Annotated in this window: 14 protein-coding genes; 11 read left to right on the forward strand and 3 right to left on the reverse strand. The window is 71.0% G+C overall.

The window, feature by feature from the left end:
• The first annotated feature begins 59 nt into the window (after positions 1-59).
• On the forward strand, positions 60-599 hold the full coding sequence (locus FLP23_RS05265; protein ID WP_149324892.1) for a DUF3060 domain-containing protein: 540 nt from the start codon (positions 60-62) through the stop codon (positions 597-599).
• A 72-nt stretch (positions 600-671) separates the two neighbouring features.
• On the opposite strand, the gene FLP23_RS05270 is transcribed toward FLP23_RS05265, so the two are convergent.
• Genes FLP23_RS05270 through FLP23_RS05280 form a run of 3 tightly spaced genes read right to left on the reverse strand, consistent with a single transcriptional unit; the run spans position 672 to position 4,346 of the window.
• Entirely contained in the window at positions 672-1,277 is a 606-nt protein-coding gene (locus FLP23_RS05270; protein ID WP_149324893.1) for a CoA-binding protein, read from the reverse strand.
• A 7-nt stretch (positions 1,278-1,284) separates the two neighbouring features.
• Positions 1,285-2,622 carry an O-acetylhomoserine aminocarboxypropyltransferase/cysteine synthase family protein gene (locus FLP23_RS05275; RefSeq protein ID WP_149324894.1) on the reverse strand — a complete coding sequence of 446 codons (1,338 nt, stop codon included), beginning with the start codon at positions 2,620-2,622 and terminating at the stop codon, positions 1,285-1,287.
• A gap of 41 nt (positions 2,623-2,663) precedes the next feature.
• Positions 2,664-4,346, reverse strand: a complete 1,683-nt coding sequence (locus FLP23_RS05280) for a dolichyl-phosphate-mannose--protein mannosyltransferase (RefSeq protein ID WP_149324895.1) — start codon at positions 4,344-4,346, stop codon at positions 2,664-2,666.
• A 178-nt stretch (positions 4,347-4,524) separates the two neighbouring features.
• Between FLP23_RS05280 and FLP23_RS05285 the strand changes: the two genes are divergently transcribed.
• From FLP23_RS05285 to pstS, 10 genes are all read left to right on the forward strand, one after another.
• Positions 4,525-5,037 carry a hypothetical protein gene (locus tag FLP23_RS05285; protein WP_149324896.1) on the forward strand — a complete coding sequence of 171 codons (513 nt, stop codon included), beginning with the start codon at positions 4,525-4,527 and terminating at the stop codon, positions 5,035-5,037.
• 4 nt (positions 5,038-5,041) lie between these two features.
• On the forward strand, positions 5,042-5,848 hold the full coding sequence (rsmI, locus tag FLP23_RS05290) for a 16S rRNA (cytidine(1402)-2'-O)-methyltransferase (protein ID WP_149324897.1): 807 nt from the start codon (positions 5,042-5,044) through the stop codon (positions 5,846-5,848).
• 179 nt (positions 5,849-6,027) lie between these two features.
• The gene (metG, locus tag FLP23_RS05295; protein WP_149324898.1) at positions 6,028-7,644 is read left to right on the forward strand and encodes a methionine--tRNA ligase; all 1,617 of its coding nucleotides are present in this window, start codon (positions 6,028-6,030) and stop codon (positions 7,642-7,644) included.
• A complete protein-coding gene (locus FLP23_RS05300) occupies positions 7,641-8,594 on the forward strand; it encodes a TatD family hydrolase (protein ID WP_149324899.1) in 954 nt (317 codons plus the stop codon). Before metG ends, FLP23_RS05300 begins: the two co-directional genes overlap by 4 nt.
• A gap of 208 nt (positions 8,595-8,802) precedes the next feature.
• On the forward strand, positions 8,803-9,660 hold the full coding sequence (gene rsmA, locus FLP23_RS05305; RefSeq protein WP_149324900.1) for a 16S rRNA (adenine(1518)-N(6)/adenine(1519)-N(6))-dimethyltransferase RsmA: 858 nt from the start codon (positions 8,803-8,805) through the stop codon (positions 9,658-9,660).
• Positions 9,661-9,669: 9 nt separating this feature from the next.
• The gene (locus FLP23_RS05310) at positions 9,670-10,602 is read left to right on the forward strand and encodes a 4-(cytidine 5'-diphospho)-2-C-methyl-D-erythritol kinase (protein ID WP_149324901.1); all 933 of its coding nucleotides are present in this window, start codon (positions 9,670-9,672) and stop codon (positions 10,600-10,602) included.
• Positions 10,603-10,746: 144 nt separating this feature from the next.
• The gene (locus FLP23_RS05315; protein ID WP_149324902.1) at positions 10,747-11,214 is read left to right on the forward strand and encodes a hypothetical protein; all 468 of its coding nucleotides are present in this window, start codon (positions 10,747-10,749) and stop codon (positions 11,212-11,214) included.
• Positions 11,211-12,266, forward strand: a complete 1,056-nt coding sequence (gene pstC, locus FLP23_RS05320) for a phosphate ABC transporter permease subunit PstC (protein WP_246140068.1) — start codon at positions 11,211-11,213, stop codon at positions 12,264-12,266. Before FLP23_RS05315 ends, pstC begins: the two co-directional genes overlap by 4 nt.
• 1 nt (position 12,267) lies before the next feature.
• A complete protein-coding gene (gene pstA, locus FLP23_RS05325; RefSeq protein WP_149324903.1) occupies positions 12,268-13,443 on the forward strand; it encodes a phosphate ABC transporter permease PstA in 1,176 nt (391 codons plus the stop codon).
• Positions 13,440-14,984 (forward strand): phosphate ABC transporter substrate-binding protein PstS, encoded by a 1,545-nt coding sequence (gene pstS, locus FLP23_RS05330; RefSeq protein ID WP_149324904.1) that lies wholly within the window; start codon positions 13,440-13,442, stop codon positions 14,982-14,984. Before pstA ends, pstS begins: the two co-directional genes overlap by 4 nt.
• Positions 14,985-15,088: the final 104 nt, after the last annotated feature.

Raw genomic sequence — 15,088 nt, forward strand, 5'->3', positions numbered from 1 at the left:
GGGCGTGCGACGACCAGGAAGCAATATCCGGTAATCGGGTGCGGTCCTAGGCTGGCCGCATGAGCCGTCGAGTCGCGGTCCCGGTGCTGGTCGCCTGTGCTGCCCTGCTGTCGGGCTGCGTGCTCGCCCCCGACCTCGGGCCGTCCCCGTCGCCATCGATCAGTGCCGATGCATCGGGCGCGCCGTCGGATCAACCGTCGCCGAGCGAGCCGCCCGCGTCATCCGGCGACGAGTGCGTCGCGCCGCTCGTCATCAACCAAGCGGGTGAGCACCGCATCGGCGACTGCGACGAGCTCATCGTGGAGGGCAACGACATCGAGGTGACCGTCGGCGAGGTCGGCACGCTCACCATCCGGGGAACCGACATCGAGGTCGACACCGGCTCGGTCGGTCTCCTCACGATCGCCGGACAGGACAACGAGGTCGACTCCGTCTCGGTCGGCAAGATCGAGATCTCGGGCGACCGGAACGACCTCGACGCGACCGGCGACATCGGTGCGGTGGTCGTGAACGGCAACGACAACGAGGTGACGGCCCGCGGATCGATCGGACTCGTCACCGACAACGGCGCGCGCAACCAGATCCGCGGCGGGCGCTGAACGCGGGGATCTCGCTGCGCCGCTGCGCGGCTCCTCGATCGCCGCGGACAGCGCGCAGCGGTGCGGGCCGCGTCAGCGGATCGTCTTGCGCGAGGTGATCTGGCCGGTGTCGAAGCCCAGCAGGTGCAGCCCGCCGTGGAAGCGGGCGTGCTCCACCTTGATGCAGCGATCCATCACCACGGTGAGACCCTTCGACTCGCCGTAGTAGGCGGCCTCCTCGTTCCAGATGCCGAGCTGCACCCAGATCGTCGTGGCACCGACGGCGACGACCTCGTCGATCACCTGCGGGATGTCGCTGCCGCGACGGAAGACATCCACGATGTCGGGCACCACCGGCAGGTCGGCGAGCGACTTGTACACCGGCTGCCCGAGGATCTCGGTCGCGTTGGGGTTCACGAAGTAGAGCTCGTAGTCGCTCGACTGCTGCAGGTAGGTCGCCACGAAGTACGAGCTCCGGGCCGGGTTCGGGGAGGCACCGACGATCGCCACCGTCTTCGCCCTGCGCAGGATGCCCAGGCGCTCCTTCGCGCTCGGCCCCACCCAGGTGCGCTTCGAGCGCAGCAGCTTGGCGAGCGGCGAGTCGGAGGGGATCGAGCAGGACAGCCCGTTCTGCAGGTTGACGGTGGTCTCGGCGGGCTCGACCAGCGAGGTGCCGGGGGCTTCGGCGACGGCAGACATGCTCCGATTATCCCTTCACCGCGCGGGTCAGCGCTTGGTCGAGGTCGTAGAGGATGTCCTCCGGATCCTCGATGCCGACCGAGATGCGCACGAGACCCGGCACGACCCCCGCGTCGAGCAGCTGCTGCTCGGTGAGCTGGGCGTGGGTGGTGGACGCCGGGTGGATGACGAGGGTCTTGGCGTCGCCGATGTTGGCGACGTGGCTCGCGAGGTCGACCGACTCGATGAAGCGCTGGCCGACCGCACGCGAGGAGGCGGTGGCGGATCCCTTCACCCCGAAGCTGAACACCGCACCCGGCCCCTTGGGGAACAGCCGCTGTGCGCGCTCGAAGTGCGGATGCGTGGGCAGGCCCGCCCAGTTGACGAACTCGACGCGGTCATCGGCCGCCAGCCACTCGGCCACGATGCGCGCGTTGTCGACGTGCGCCTGCACGCGGAATGGCAGCGTCTCGATGCCCTGGGCCAGCAGGAACGCCGAATGCGGGGCGAGCACCGGGCCGATGTCGCGCAGCTGCTCGGCGCGCAGACGCGTGAGGAAGGCGTACTCGCCGAAGTTGCCGTGCCAGTTGAGGCCGCCGTAGCTCGGCACCTCCTGATCGAACAGCGGGAAGCGCTCGTTCGCCCAGTGGAAGCGGCCCGACTCGACGACGACGCCGCCGAGGGTGGTGCCCGAGCCGCCGAGGAACTTGGTGGCCGAGTGGATCACGACATCCGCGCCCCACTCGATGGGCCGGTTGAGGTACGGGGTGGCCACCGTGGAGTCGACGATGAGCGGGAGGTGGTGCGCGTGCGCCACGTCGGCGAGGCCCTCCAGGTCGGCGATGTCGCCGGAGGGGTTGGTGATCGACTCGACGAAGATGAGCTTCGTCTTGTCGGTGATCGCCGCCGCGTAGTCGGCCGGGTCGGTGCCGGTGACGAACGTCGTGTCGACCCCGAAGCGCCGCAGCGTCACATCGAGCTGGGTGATGGTGCCGCCGTACAGGCTGGCGGCGGCCACGATGTGGTCGCCCGCGCCCGCGAGCGTCGCGAAGGTGATGAACTCGGCGCTCAGGCCCGACGCGGTGGCGACCGCGCCGAGGCCGCCCTCGAGCGAGGCGACGCGCTCCTCGAAGGAGGCGACGGTGGGATTGGCGAGCCGGGAGTAGATGTTGCCGTACTTCTGCAGGGCGAAGCGGGCGGCGGCATCCGCGGTGTCGTCGAAGACGAAGGCGCTCGTCTGGTAGATCGGCAGCGCTCGAGCCCCCGTCACCGGGTCGGGGATGTTGCCGGCGTGGATGGCGCGGGTGCGGAAGCCCCAGGCGTGGTCGGTGGCTGCCGGCTCAGGGGTGGCGTCGCTGTCTGACATCCGTCCAGGCTAACCGCGCCCGCGACGTGTTGCGGTGTGTTTCAGATCCAGGACCGCAGCCAGTAATGGGCCTGCAGGAACCACAGCGGCATCGGCATCCCGGTCCACATCGGTAGGAAGAACAGCGACACGAGCACGACGAGACCCAGGTAGGCGCCCACGGTGGCGAGACCCGCGGTGCGTCGCGGCTCCGGGTCGTCGCGACTGCCCGCGATCGCCGCGAGCGCAGACGTCAGGGCGAGCACGAGGAAGGCCTCGAAGGCGATCGTGTAGAACTGGAAGACCGTGCGGTTCAGGTACAGCAGCCACGGGAGGTAGCCGGCGGCGATGCCGGTGAGGATGAAGGCGTCCCGCCACACCGAGCGGCGGCGCAGCAGCCCGAGCACCACGCGCACCGCGAGGAAGACGAGCGCCGCGGTGCCGCCCCACCAGATGAGGGGGTTGGCGATGTCGAGGATCGCGGCGGCGGTCCCGTCCCCGGCGTTGTCGTAGTACATGCTCGTCGGGCGCACCAGGAACAGCCAGGTGAGCGGGTTCGCCTGATAGTTGTGCGGCACCTGCAGACCCACGTGGTAGCTGTAGATCGCGGTCTGGTAGTGCCACCAGTTCTGTGCGGCGGTCGGCACCCAGGCGAGCGCGCCGGTCCACGCCTCACCGCCACCCTGCTCGATCCAATGCCGGTAGTAGCCGTTGTCGCTCGCGAACCAGCCGATCCAGGTGGTGAGGAACACGGCGGCGGCGAGCGGCACGAGCAGCAGGGCGTTGATGGGCGCCTGCTTGAGCAGCGCGCCGAAGCCCCAGAACTCGATGCCCGCCTGCCGTCGCAGCAGGGCATCCGAGACCACGGTGTACACGCCGAAGACGGCCAGGAAGTAGACGCCGTTCCACTTCACCCCCGTCGCGGCGCCGAAGGCGACGGCCGCGGCGAGCAGCCAGGGACGCCACCAGAGCGCCGGACCCCAGTCGACGCCGTGCCCGCTCGCGCGGCGCGCCTCGAGCCAGCGGGCGAGACGACGCTTCGCCCACCCGCGGTCGAACAGCACGAAGGACGCGCCGAGCAGGGCGAACAGGGCGACCGCGCTGTCGAGCAGGCTGACCCGGCTCATGACGATCGCGTTCCCGTCGATCGCCATGAGACCGCCCGCGACCACCACGAGCGTCGTCGAGCGGAACAGCTGCCGCGCGACCAGCATGGTGACCGCGACGAGCAGGATGCCGACGAGCGCGATCCCGAACCGCCAGCCGAAGGCGCTGTCGGTGCCGAACAGGGCCATACCGGCCGCGATGATCCACTTGCCGAGCGGGGGATGCACCACGAACGACGGCTCGGTCGTGTAGCCGTCGGGGTCGCCCGCCGCGAAGGCCGCGTTGGCGCCATCCGGCCAGCGGGACTCGTAGCCGAGGTGCGCGAGCGTGTAGGCGTCTTTGACGTAGTAGGTCTCGTCGAACACGATCTGCTGCGGATGGTCGAGGCCGACGAGCCGCAGGGCGGCGGCGACCGCGATGACGGCGGCGGGGGCGCCCCAGTCCCAGGCGCGGCGGGCGGCGGGGTTCGCCATCCAGCGCTGCCAGCTGTCGTCGAGCCGCGACCCGGTGAGGGTCACCGGTTCCGCGAGCCGCGGTCCCTCGCCTCCGCCGGGCCGTGGTCCCTCGCCCCCGTCCGGCCGTGGTCCCTCGCTCCCGCCGAGCGCGCGCGCGAACTCCTCCTCGGCGCGCGTCGTCATGCGGGAATGGTAGCCGCGCGCACCATCCGACTCCCTGAGTGCCAGAAATGCAGGAGAATCTGCGGCACACCCCCGTCTTCTGGCATTGCGGCCGGATGCGGCAGCGGAATCTCCTGCATTTCTGAGGCGAGAGATCGGGGGAGAGGGAGAGGGAGAGGAAGAGGGAGAGGGAGAGGGGATGGCCACCATCGAGGAGCTGGTCGCGGAGCTGCGGCGCTACACCGCGCACGAGGTGCGGATGCGCGTGGCGCCGCGGGGCCCCGATCGTCGCGTGCCGCTCTTCCTGGTGGCGACCCAGGTGCACCCCATCAGCTACGCCGTGCAGCACGTCGAACTGCTGCTGGACCCCCGGCTCGAGGAGGCGCCGGACGACACGGCGCTGTATCTCGCGGCGCTCGAGGGCATCCGTCAGGGCGCGAACCCGTACCCGTTCCCCGAGCGCCCGGGCCAGAGCGCGATCCGTCGACTGCTCGGCGAGACCGGCGACCATCCCTATCGGGGCACCCCACGCCAGAGCTTCGCGGCGTGCACCTGGGATCGGCAGACCCGGATGCTGTCGGGGCGGCGGATCACCGTGGCGGGCGCGCGATGGCTGGATGCGCGCGAGGAACCGCACGCCTACCCGAGCTGGGCGGGGCGCCTCCACGTGCAGGAGCACGAGCACGAGGTCTGGCCGGAGGCGGCAGGATGAGGGGGTGATCATCCTCGCGGCGACGCCGATCGGCAACCTGGGCGACGCGTCCCGGCGGCTCGTCGAGGCGCTCGGCAACGCGGAGCTGATCGCCGCGGAGGACACCCGCACGACCGTGCAGCTGCTGCGCGCGCTCGGCATCGACAACCGGCCGCGGCTCGTGGCGCTGCACGAGCACAACGAGGTGGCGAAGGCCGCCGAGCTGGTCGAGCTGGCGCGCGAGGTGGATGTGCTGGTGCTGTCGGATGCCGGCATGCCGACGGTCTCGGATCCCGGTTTTCCGCTCGTGGCGGCCGCCGTCGAGGCGGGGGTGACGGTCACCGCGATCCCCGGGCCGTCGGCGGTGCTGACGGCGCTCGCGGTGTCGGGGCTGCCCACCGACCGCTTCTGCTTCGAGGGCTTCCTGCCGCGCAAGGGCCGGTTGGCTGCGTTGCGCGCGCTCGCCGCCGAGCCGCGCACGCTCGTATTCTTCGAGTCGCCGCACCGCATCGGCGACGCGCTCGCGGATGCCGCGGCCGCGTTCGGCGCGGACCGTCGCGCCGCGGTCTGCCGCGAGCTCACCAAGCTGCACGAGGAGGTCGCCCGCGGCACCCTCGCCGAGCTCGCCGAGCGCTTCGCCGAGGGCGCCCGCGGGGAGATCGTGCTCGTCGTCGCAGGAGCCGCCCCCGCATCCGCCTCCTTCGAGGACGGCGTCGCGCAGGTGCGGGCGCTCACCGCGTCCGGAACCCGCCTCAAGGACGCCACCGCCGAGGTCGCCGAGGCGACCGGCCTCTCGCGGCGCGAGCTCTACGAGGCGGCGCTCAAGCCCTGAGCGCCGCGCGGAACGCGGCCGCCTCGGCGCCCGGCACGCTACGCCGCATCCTGCCCGCGATGGTGCTGTTTCGGCCGGATGGCACTCGCGAAAGCGCGCCATCGGGCCGAAACCGCACCAGGGGTGCGGATGCCCCACCCCTCCGTAACGCGCAGCCAGGCCCAACTAGACTCGACCCCATGCCGTCCGGCGAGTCCTTCTTCATCGCGACCCCCATCTTCTACGTCAACGACGTGCCCCACATCGGCCACGCCTACACGGAGGTGGCGGCCGATGTGCTCGCGCGCTGGCACCGTCAGGCGGGCGACGACACCTGGCTGCTGACCGGCACGGATGAGCACGGCCAGAAGATCCTGCGCACCGCCGTCGCGAACGGCGTCGAGCCGAAGCAGTGGGCGGATCAGCTGGTCGAGTCCGCCTGGAAGCCGCTGCTGAAGACGATCGACATCGCCAACGACGACTTCATCCGCACCACCGACGAGCGCCACGAGCGCGCCGTGACGATCTTCCTGCAGAAGCTCTACGACGACGGTTTCATCTACTCGGGCGAGTACGAGGGCTACTACTGCGTGGGTTGCGAGGAGTACAAGCAGCTCGACGACCTCGAACGGCCCGAGACGGGCGAGTTCGCCGGCCAGCTGGTCTGCAAGATCCACTCGCGTCCGGTGGAGATCCTCAAGGAGAAGAACTACTTCTTCAGGATGAGCCAGTTCGAGCAGGCCCTCCTCGACCTCTACGAGACCCAGCCCGACTTCGTGCAGCCCGAGAGCGTGCGCAACGAGATCGTGCAGTTCGTCAAGCAGGGGCTCTCCGACCTGTCGATCTCGCGTTCGAGCTTCGACTGGGGCATCAAGATCCCGTGGGACGACACGCACGTCGTCTACGTCTGGTTCGAGGCGCTGCTCAACTACGTCACCGCGGTCGGCTACGGCGTCGACGACGAGCAGTTCGCCCGCCGCTGGCCCGCCTACCAGCTGGTCGGCAAGGACATCGCCCGCTTCCACGCCGTCATCTGGCCGGCCATGCTCATGGCGGCCGGTCTGCCGGTGCCGCACAAGGTGTTCGGCCACGGCTGGCTGCTCGTGGGCGGCGAGAAGATGTCGAAGTCGAAGCTCACCGGAATCGCGCCGCACCAGATCACCGACACCTTCGGTTCGGACGCCTTCCGCTACTACTTCCTGCGCGCCATCTCCTTCGGGCAGGACGGCTCCTTCAGCTGGGAGGACCTGTCGGCCCGCTACCAGGCCGAGCTCGCGAACGGCTTCGGCAACCTCGCCTCCCGCGTGGTGGCGATGGTCGGGCGCTACCGCGGCGGCGTGCTGCCCGCGCCGGGGGCGGACACGGACGCCGAGCACGCGATCCAGCAGCTCGTCGCCCAGGCGACGGCGGATGCGGATGCCGCGATCGAGCGCTTCGCCATCCACGAGGCGATCGCCTCGATCTGGACGGTCGTCGACGCCCTCAACGGCTACATCACCGAGCAGGAGCCGTGGGTGCTCGCCAAGGACGAGGCCCGTGCCGAGCGGCTCGACACCGTGCTCTACACGGCGTCCGAGGGGCTGCGCGCCCTCGCGGTTCTGCTGAGCCCGGTCACCCCGCAGGCCACCGCCAAGCTGTGGGCGGCGCTGGGCGCCGAGGCGGGCCTCGGTGCGCTCACCGCCCAGCCGCTGCGGGAGGCGGGCACCTGGGGGCGGCTGCCCGCCGGGTCGACGATCTCGGCGCTCGAGGCGCTCTTCCCCCGTATCGAGGAGGCGCCGGAGGCCGTGGGCGCCGCGTCGGCCAGCGGAGCCGCGTGACCGACGCGTTCCTGCGCGCGAGGGAGGCTCCGGACGGGCCGCCCCGGGACTACCCGCCTCTTCCCGAGGCGCTCGTGGTGCCGGTCTACGACAACCACACCCACCTGGAGATGGCGGACGGCGGCACCCCGCTCGACTACCGTGAGCACCTCGACCGCGCTTCGAGCGTGGGCGTGCGCGGTGTCGTGCAGGTGGGCACGGATCTCGCGACCTCGCGCTGGAGCGCCGAGGTGGCGTCCCATGAGCCGCGCGTGCTCGCGGCGGTCGCCATCCATCCGAACGACGCCCCCGAGCTGCTCGCCACCGGACGGCTCGACGAGCACCTCGCGGGCATCGACGAGCTCGCCGCCCGCCCGCGCGTGCGCGCCGTCGGGGAGACGGGGCTCGACTTCTTCCGCACGGAGGGCGAGGCGGAGCGCGACGCCCAGTACCGCTCCTTCGAGGCGCACATCGAGATCGCGAAACGGCGCGGTCTCGCGTTGCAGATCCACGACCGGGATGCGCACCGCGAGGTGGTCGCGACGCTCGCCCGGGTGGGGGCGCCGGAGCGCGTCGTGTTCCACTGCTTCTCCGGCGACGCCGATTTCGCGCGGCTGGTGGCCGAGCGCGGCTGGTACCTCTCCTTTGCGGGCACCGTCACCTTCAAGAACGCGCAGAACCTGCGCGACGCGCTCGAGGTGATCCCGCGGTCCCGCATCCTCATCGAGACGGATGCCCCGTACCTCACGCCCACCCCGTTCCGCGGGCGCCCGAACGCGCCGTACCTCATCCCGCACACCTTGCGGGCGATGGCGGCGCACCTCGGCACGGATGCCTCGATGCTGGCCGCGCAGATCTCCTCCAACACGGAGGCGGTGTACGGGCACTGGGACGACGAGCCCGTCGAGTCCCCCCGCGGCCCGTTCGCTCCTGAGGTCGCCGACGAGCGCCGCGCGGAGCGTCACGCATGAGCCGCTGCGCGTCCGCTGCACTCCCATCTCACGGACTCGCGCAACCCATCTCAAGGAGCCTCGGCGCCCGATCCGCCTCATCCGTCGACTCCCGCCACACCCGTCACACCCACTCCTTGAGATGGGATGCTGCACTCCTTGAGATGGGATGCGCGGGCCGCGGAGGCAGCAGCTGCGGCGGCGCCGCCGCGGGCCGCGGAGGATCCGCGTGAGCGCGCTCCTCGGGCCCGCCGAGATCCGCGACCTCGCCGACGGCCTCGGCCTGCAGCCCACCAAGAAGCTCGGCCAGAACTTCGTGGTCGACGGCAACACGGTGCGCAAGATCGTGCGCGCGGGCCGCGTCGAGGCGGGCGACCACGTGCTCGAGGTCGGGCCCGGGCTCGGCTCGCTCACCCTCGGGCTGCTCGAAACCGGCGCCCGCGTCACGGCGATCGAGATCGACAGGCGGCTCGCCGAGCAGTTGCCGCTCACCGTCGAGGCGATGCGGCCCGGCGCGCCGCTCGCTGTCATCACCGCCGATGCGCTGCGGGTCGACGAGGTTCCCGGCGAGCCGACGCGTCTCGTCGCCAACCTCCCCTACAACGTCTCGGTTCCCGTGCTGCTGCACCTGCTGCACGCCGTGCCGAGCCTCGAGTCGGCGCTCGTCATGGTGCAGGCCGAGGTGGGTCACCGCCTCGCCGCCGCCCCCGGCTCCCGCGTCTACGGCTCTCCCAGCGTGAAGGCCTCCTGGTACGGCGAGTGGTCGATCGCGGGCACCGTCAGCCGCCAGGTGTTCTGGCCGGTGCCGAACGTCGACTCGGTGCTCGTGGGCTTCCGTCGTGGCGAGCTTCCGGGCACGGATGCCGAACGCGCCGCCACCTTCGCCCTCGTCGATGCCGCGTTCGGGCAGCGGCGCAAGATGCTGAGGCAGTCGCTCGCCGACGTGCTCGGCGGTTCGCAGGCGGCGTCCGCGCTCCTGGCGGGCGCCGACGTGGATCCGACGGCGCGCGGCGAGCAGCTCACGGTGCGGGACTTCCTGCGGATCGCGCGAGCCCACGGGGAGAACGCGGCGTCCACCCTCCCCTAGGGTGGAGCAATGACCACCTCCGGGCGCGCATCGGTGCACGTCAAGGCGCCGGGGAAGATCAACGTCTTCCTCAAGGTGGGCACGCTCGACGACAGCGGGTATCACGACGTCGCGATCGCCTACCAGGCGGTGTCGCTGTACGAGTACGTGCGCGTCTCGGACGCCCCCGACTTCTCGATCGAGGTCACCGGATCGGTGGAGCTCTCGCGGGTGCCGCTCGACGGGTCCAACATCGCCATCAAGGCGGCCCGGCTGCTCGCCGCGCGCACCGGCTTCGGCGGGGGCGCCCGCATCGAGATCGAGAAGCACGTGCCGGTGACGGGCGGGATGGGGGGCGGATCGGCGGATGCCGCGGCCACCCTGCTCGCCTGCGACACCCTGTGGGGCACCGAGCTGCCGCGCGACGAACTGCTCGAGCTCGCCCGCAAGCTGGGCGCCGACGTGCCGTTCGCCCTCACCGGCGGAACCGCGATCGGCACCGGTCGCGGCGACGAGCTCTCGCCCGCCCTCGCCCAGGGCACCTTCCACTGGGTGCTCGCGCTCGCCGACTTCGGGCTGTCGACGCCCGCCGTGTACCGCGAGCTCGACGAGCATCGCACGCGGCACGCCCAGGACATCTACCCCGCCGATCCGCGCCCCACGGTCGAGACGAATGTGCTGCAGGCGCTGCGCGCGGGCGACCCGCACATGCTCGCCGATGCCATGCACAACGACCTGCAGGCGCCGGCGCTGCACCTCGAGCCCTCCCTCGCCGACGTGCTCGAGCTCGGCGAGCAGAACGGGGCGCTCGCCGGCATCGTCTCGGGCTCGGGCCCGACGGTCGCCTTCCTCACCGCGGATGTGGATTCCGCGCTCGAGCTGCAGGTGGCGCTCTCGGCCGCCCGGCTCACGGTCGTGCGGGCGACCGGTCCGGTGCACGGGGCGCGCGTCATCACCGACTGAGGGCGCCGCTACCGCTTGTTCACCTGGGCGAGGGTGCCCGTGCATCCCCCGGGGCGATGTGGTTCAGACGCAGCCTTTTGACTCGCATCGCCTCGTCACCCCCGGCGGGGAGCCACCACCCGAGCAATCCGAGGCCGCTGAGCGATGTCGACCGGTGCCCGGTTCCAGTTCATCCGCATCGATTCGAACGATCAGGTGCGGATGGCGTCCTGGATCCACCACATCTCGCGCCTGACGGGCGCGCCTGCCTCCGCAGCCGCAGACTCCGCCGACCCCGTGTTCATCTGGCAGCTCTCGGCGGGCAACCACCGCGTCCTCGCCCGCAGCGCCGCCGGCTTCGCGAGCGTCGACGCCACCCGACGGGGCATCCAGTCGCTGCTCGCCGCACGGGACACGCTCGTGCCGCGCATGGTGCGGCTGGAGGCGAGCCGCGGCTACGGCTGGGTGCTGCTCGGCGAGGGCGCGCCGGTCGCGACCTGCGCACGCTGGTATGCGATGGAGCGCGACCGGCGCGAGTCGCTGCGTTCCGCGCGTGAGGCGATCGAGCTTCTCGCGGCGGACCCGCATCATGCCGGCGACGCGCTCGTCGCCGCCGGGGGAGACCGCGAGTGAGCGCCCGGTCGTATCTCGTGGAGAAGTCGGCGCCCGCGGTGCCGCTCACGCCGCGGACGCTCGCGCCGCGCCCCTCGCTGGCCGACTCCGTCTTCCGGCGCACGGCGTTCGCCGCCGGCGGCATCACGGTCGCCGTGATGCTCGCGGTCGGCGTGTTCCTCTCCCTCCGGGCGGCCGACGCGCTCGAGGTGGCGGGCCTCGGGTTCCTCACCGAGCAGCGCTGGTCGCCCGAGACGGGGGAGTTCGGCATCGCCGCGGTGCTGTTCGGCACCTTCACGATCGGCCTCGTCGCGCTCGCCACCGCGTTCCCGCTCGCGATCGGCACGGCGCTGCTGCTCTCCGAGGTCGTCCGCGGCCGGGTGCGCTCCCTCCTCGTCTCGCTCGTGGATCTCATGGCCGCCGTGCCGTCGATCGTCTTCGGGCTGTGGGGAGTGAAGGCCCTCGTGGATGTGCTCGGCATCGACACCGTGCCGTCGTTCCAGGAGAACGTGATCCCCGTCGTCCGGTGGATCTCCATCTACTTCTCGTGGATCCCGGTGTTCCGCGTCACCGCCGACGACGGCACCCCCCTCACCGGCGACAGCGACTTCACCTCCTCGGCGTTCATCGCGGGCATCGTCGTGGGCCTCATGATCGTGCCCACCATGACCTCGGTCATGCGCGAAGCCTTCTCCCAGGCGCCGGTGGGCGAGCGCGAGGGCGCCTTGGCCCTCGGCGCGACCCGGTGGGGCATGATCCGCACGGTCGTGCTGCCGTTCGGCCGCGGGGGCGTGATCGGCGGCACCATGCTGGGTCTCGGCCGCGCGCTCGGCGAGACGATCGCGGTGTACATGATCATCTCGCCGATCTTCACGATCAACTGGCAGGTGCTCAAGTCGGGCACCAACTCGGTGTCGGCGCTCATCGCCTTGCGTTACGGCGAGGCGAGCGACTTCGCCCTCTCGGCGCTCATGGCGGCCGGGCTCGTGCTCTTCCTCGTGACCCTCGTCATCAACTTCACGGCGTCGTCGATCGTCGCGCGGTCCCGCTCCGGGGCGCAGTCGGAGGGCTGAGGTGACGACGGTGACGCAGCGCACGATCGTGCCGGTGCCGACCGAGGAGGTCGGCGATCGCCGGCGGCTGCGCGGCGCCACCTTCGACGAGCGCTTCGATGTGCTCGGTGCCGCCGCAGCGGGCCTCGCCACCGCCTCGCTGCTGTTCGGCTGGATCACCCCCCTCACGGGCGTCATCGGCTGGATCGTGGTGTCCTACCTGGCGTTCCTCGGCTACTACGTGGTGCTCACGGCGCTCACCGGCGACCGGCAGACGATCGCGGATCGCGTCGTCACCGTGCTCCTCATCTCCGCGGGGGCTGTGCTCTTCGTCGCGCTCGTGTTCATCGTCCTGTACTCGCTGCTCGGCGGCACCAACGCCTTCTGGCATCTCAACTTCTTCACGACCGACATGCGGCTCGCGGGCCCCCTCGACCCGCTCACCGACGGCGGCATCCTGCACGCGATCGTCGGATCGCTCATCCAGATCGGGATCGCCTTGGCGATCACCGTGCCGCTCGGTATCGCGACGGCCGTGTTCCTCAACGAGGTCGGCGGGCGGTTCGCCCGTTTCGTGCGCACGATCGTCGACGCCATGACGGCGCTGCCCTCGATCGTCGCCGGCCTCTTCATCTACGCGGCCGTCATCCAGCTGATCACGCACCAGCGCTCGGGCTTCGCGGCGGCGATCGCGATCACGGTCATGATGCTGCCGATCGTGATCCGCGCCGCCGATGTCGTGCTGCGGCTCGTCCCCGGCAATCTGCGGGAGGCCTCCTATGCGCTCGGCGCGAGCCGCTGGCGCACGGTCTGGGGGGTCGTGCTGCCGACCTCGCGCTCGGGGCTCGTCACGGCCGTCATCCTGGGGACGGCGCGCGGGATCGGGGAGACCTCGCCCGTGCTGCTCACCTCGGGCATCACGGCCGAACTGTCGTTCAACCCCTTCTCGGGGCCGATGATCTCGCTCCCCTTGCAGGTCTTCGACTTCGTGAAGTCGCCCGAACCGAACATGGTGGCCCGCGGCTTCGGCACCGCGGCCGTGCTGCTGCTGCTCGTGCTCGTGCTCTTCGGCCTCGCCCGCGTGTTCGGTGGGCGGCCCGCCGGTCAGCTCTCGCCGCGCCAGCAGCGTCGCAGTCAACTCGTGTCGCAGCGCGACGCGCTCCGAATCGAACGCAAGCAGAAGGCAGAAACCTCGTGAGCCGCATCCTTCGGGCGCTCCTCGTCGTCGCGATCACCGCCGGCCTCGTCTCGGCGCCGACGCACGGCGCACAGGCCGCCAGTTACGTCCCCATCACCGGCACCGGATCCACCTGGTCGCAGAACGCGCTCGACCAGTGGCGCAAGAACGTGGCGGCGAACTACGGCATGACCGTCAACTACTCGGGCGTCGGCTCCTCCGCGGGCCGCCGGGACTTCATCGCGGGCACGGTCGACTTCGCGGTGAGCGAGATCCCCTTCCAGACGCAACCCGAGGACGGGTCCGCGCCCGAGATCCCGGCGATCGGCTTCGCCTACATGCCGATCGTCGCGGGCGGCACGGCGTTCATGTACAACCTCAAGATCAGCGGCAAGCGGGTGACGAACCTGCGGCTCTCGGGCGAGGTGATCACCAAGATCTTCACGGGCGCGATCACCAAGTGGAACGACCCGGCGATCGTCGCCGACAACCCGGCGCTCGCGATGCCCGATCGCACGATCCTGCCGGTGGTGCGCTCGGACGGTTCGGGCACGAGCGCGCAGTTCTCGCTGTGGATGTCGAAGCAGTTCCCGTCGCTGTGGAAGGCGGGGATGCGCTCGCAGTTCCCGACGCCGCCGGGCGGCAAGGCGCAGAACGGCTCGCTCGGTGTCGCCGGCTATGTGAGCCAGGACTACGGCGAGGGCGCCATCACCTACGTGGAGTACTCCTACGCGCTCAAGTCGGGCTTCCCGGTGGCGAAGGTGCTCAACAAGCAGGGCTACTACGTGGAGCCGACGGCGCCGTCGGTCGCGGTGGCGCTCATGAGCGCCACGATCAACTCCGACCTCACCCAGAACCTCGACGCCGTCTACAACTCGGCCGACAAGCGCGCGTACCCGCTCTCGAGCTACTCGTACATGATCATCCCCACCGAGGTCGGGGGCATCTTCACGGCCGAGAAGGGCGCCACGCTCGGCGCCTTCGCGCGCTACATGCTCTGCGAGGGCCAGCAGCAGGCGCCGGCGCTCGGGTACTCGCCGTTGCCGATGAACCTCGTGCAGGCGGGCTCCGACCAGATCAAGCGGATCCCGGGGGCCGGGTCCGCGGGCATCGACTTCGCCTCCTGCAACAACCCCACCTTTAAACCGGGCGACTCGCCCAACAACAACCGGCTCGCCTCCTCGGCGCCGCAGCCGGCCGAATGCGACAAGGTGGGCACGAGCCAGTGCTCGACCGGCACCGCGGGGGCGCCCCAGGACACCCCGGTGACGGGCGGGGGGACCGGCGGGTCCTCCAACGGCGGCGGCTCCGGCGGCTCCGGCGACGGCGGCGCCTCGGGCGCCGGCGGTGCCGGGGGAGACCCCCAGTTCGACGAGAACGGCAACCCGCTCGGCGCGAACAACGCGTCCGCGAACGGCGCCGCCTCCAAGCCCTTCACGGTCGAGGACCAGGGGATGGGGCCGACGCAATGGCTCATGGTCGCGGCCGGCGGACTGTTCTTCGCAGCGGTGCTGGTTCCGCCGTTCGTCTCGCGCCGCATGCGCGCGGCCGGGAGGAAGTAGCGGGCGACAACGTGACGGGGGGTGCGCGTTGCCCCTGCGTTCATCCTCCGGCCACCGGCGCTGAATTGGCTGGGGGCGTCACCCACCCCCCCCGCTTGGAGCAA

The sequence above is a fragment of the Protaetiibacter larvae genome, assembly GCF_008365275.1.
Lineage (GTDB): Bacteria > Actinomycetota > Actinomycetes > Actinomycetales > Microbacteriaceae > Homoserinibacter > Homoserinibacter larvae.

What these genes read in the sequence shown, in the direction of transcription:
- FLP23_RS05265 (WP_149324892.1), top strand. Translation starts at nt 60, where the DNA reads ATGAGCCGTCGAGTCGCGGTCCCGGTGCTGGTCGCCTGTGCTGCCCTG.
- FLP23_RS05270 (WP_149324893.1), bottom strand. Translation starts at nt 1,277, where the DNA reads ATGTCTGCCGTCGCCGAAGCCCCCGGCACCTCGCTGGTCGAGCCCGCC.
- FLP23_RS05275 (WP_149324894.1), bottom strand. Translation starts at nt 2,622, where the DNA reads ATGTCAGACAGCGACGCCACCCCTGAGCCGGCAGCCACCGACCACGCC.
- FLP23_RS05280 (WP_149324895.1), bottom strand. Translation starts at nt 4,346, where the DNA reads ATGACGACGCGCGCCGAGGAGGAGTTCGCGCGCGCGCTCGGCGGGAGC.
- FLP23_RS05285 (WP_149324896.1), top strand. Translation starts at nt 4,525, where the DNA reads ATGGCCACCATCGAGGAGCTGGTCGCGGAGCTGCGGCGCTACACCGCG.
- metG (WP_149324898.1), top strand. Translation starts at nt 6,028, where the DNA reads ATGCCGTCCGGCGAGTCCTTCTTCATCGCGACCCCCATCTTCTACGTC.
- FLP23_RS05310 (WP_149324901.1), top strand. Translation starts at nt 9,670, where the DNA reads ATGACCACCTCCGGGCGCGCATCGGTGCACGTCAAGGCGCCGGGGAAG.
- FLP23_RS05315 (WP_149324902.1), top strand. Translation starts at nt 10,747, where the DNA reads ATGTCGACCGGTGCCCGGTTCCAGTTCATCCGCATCGATTCGAACGAT.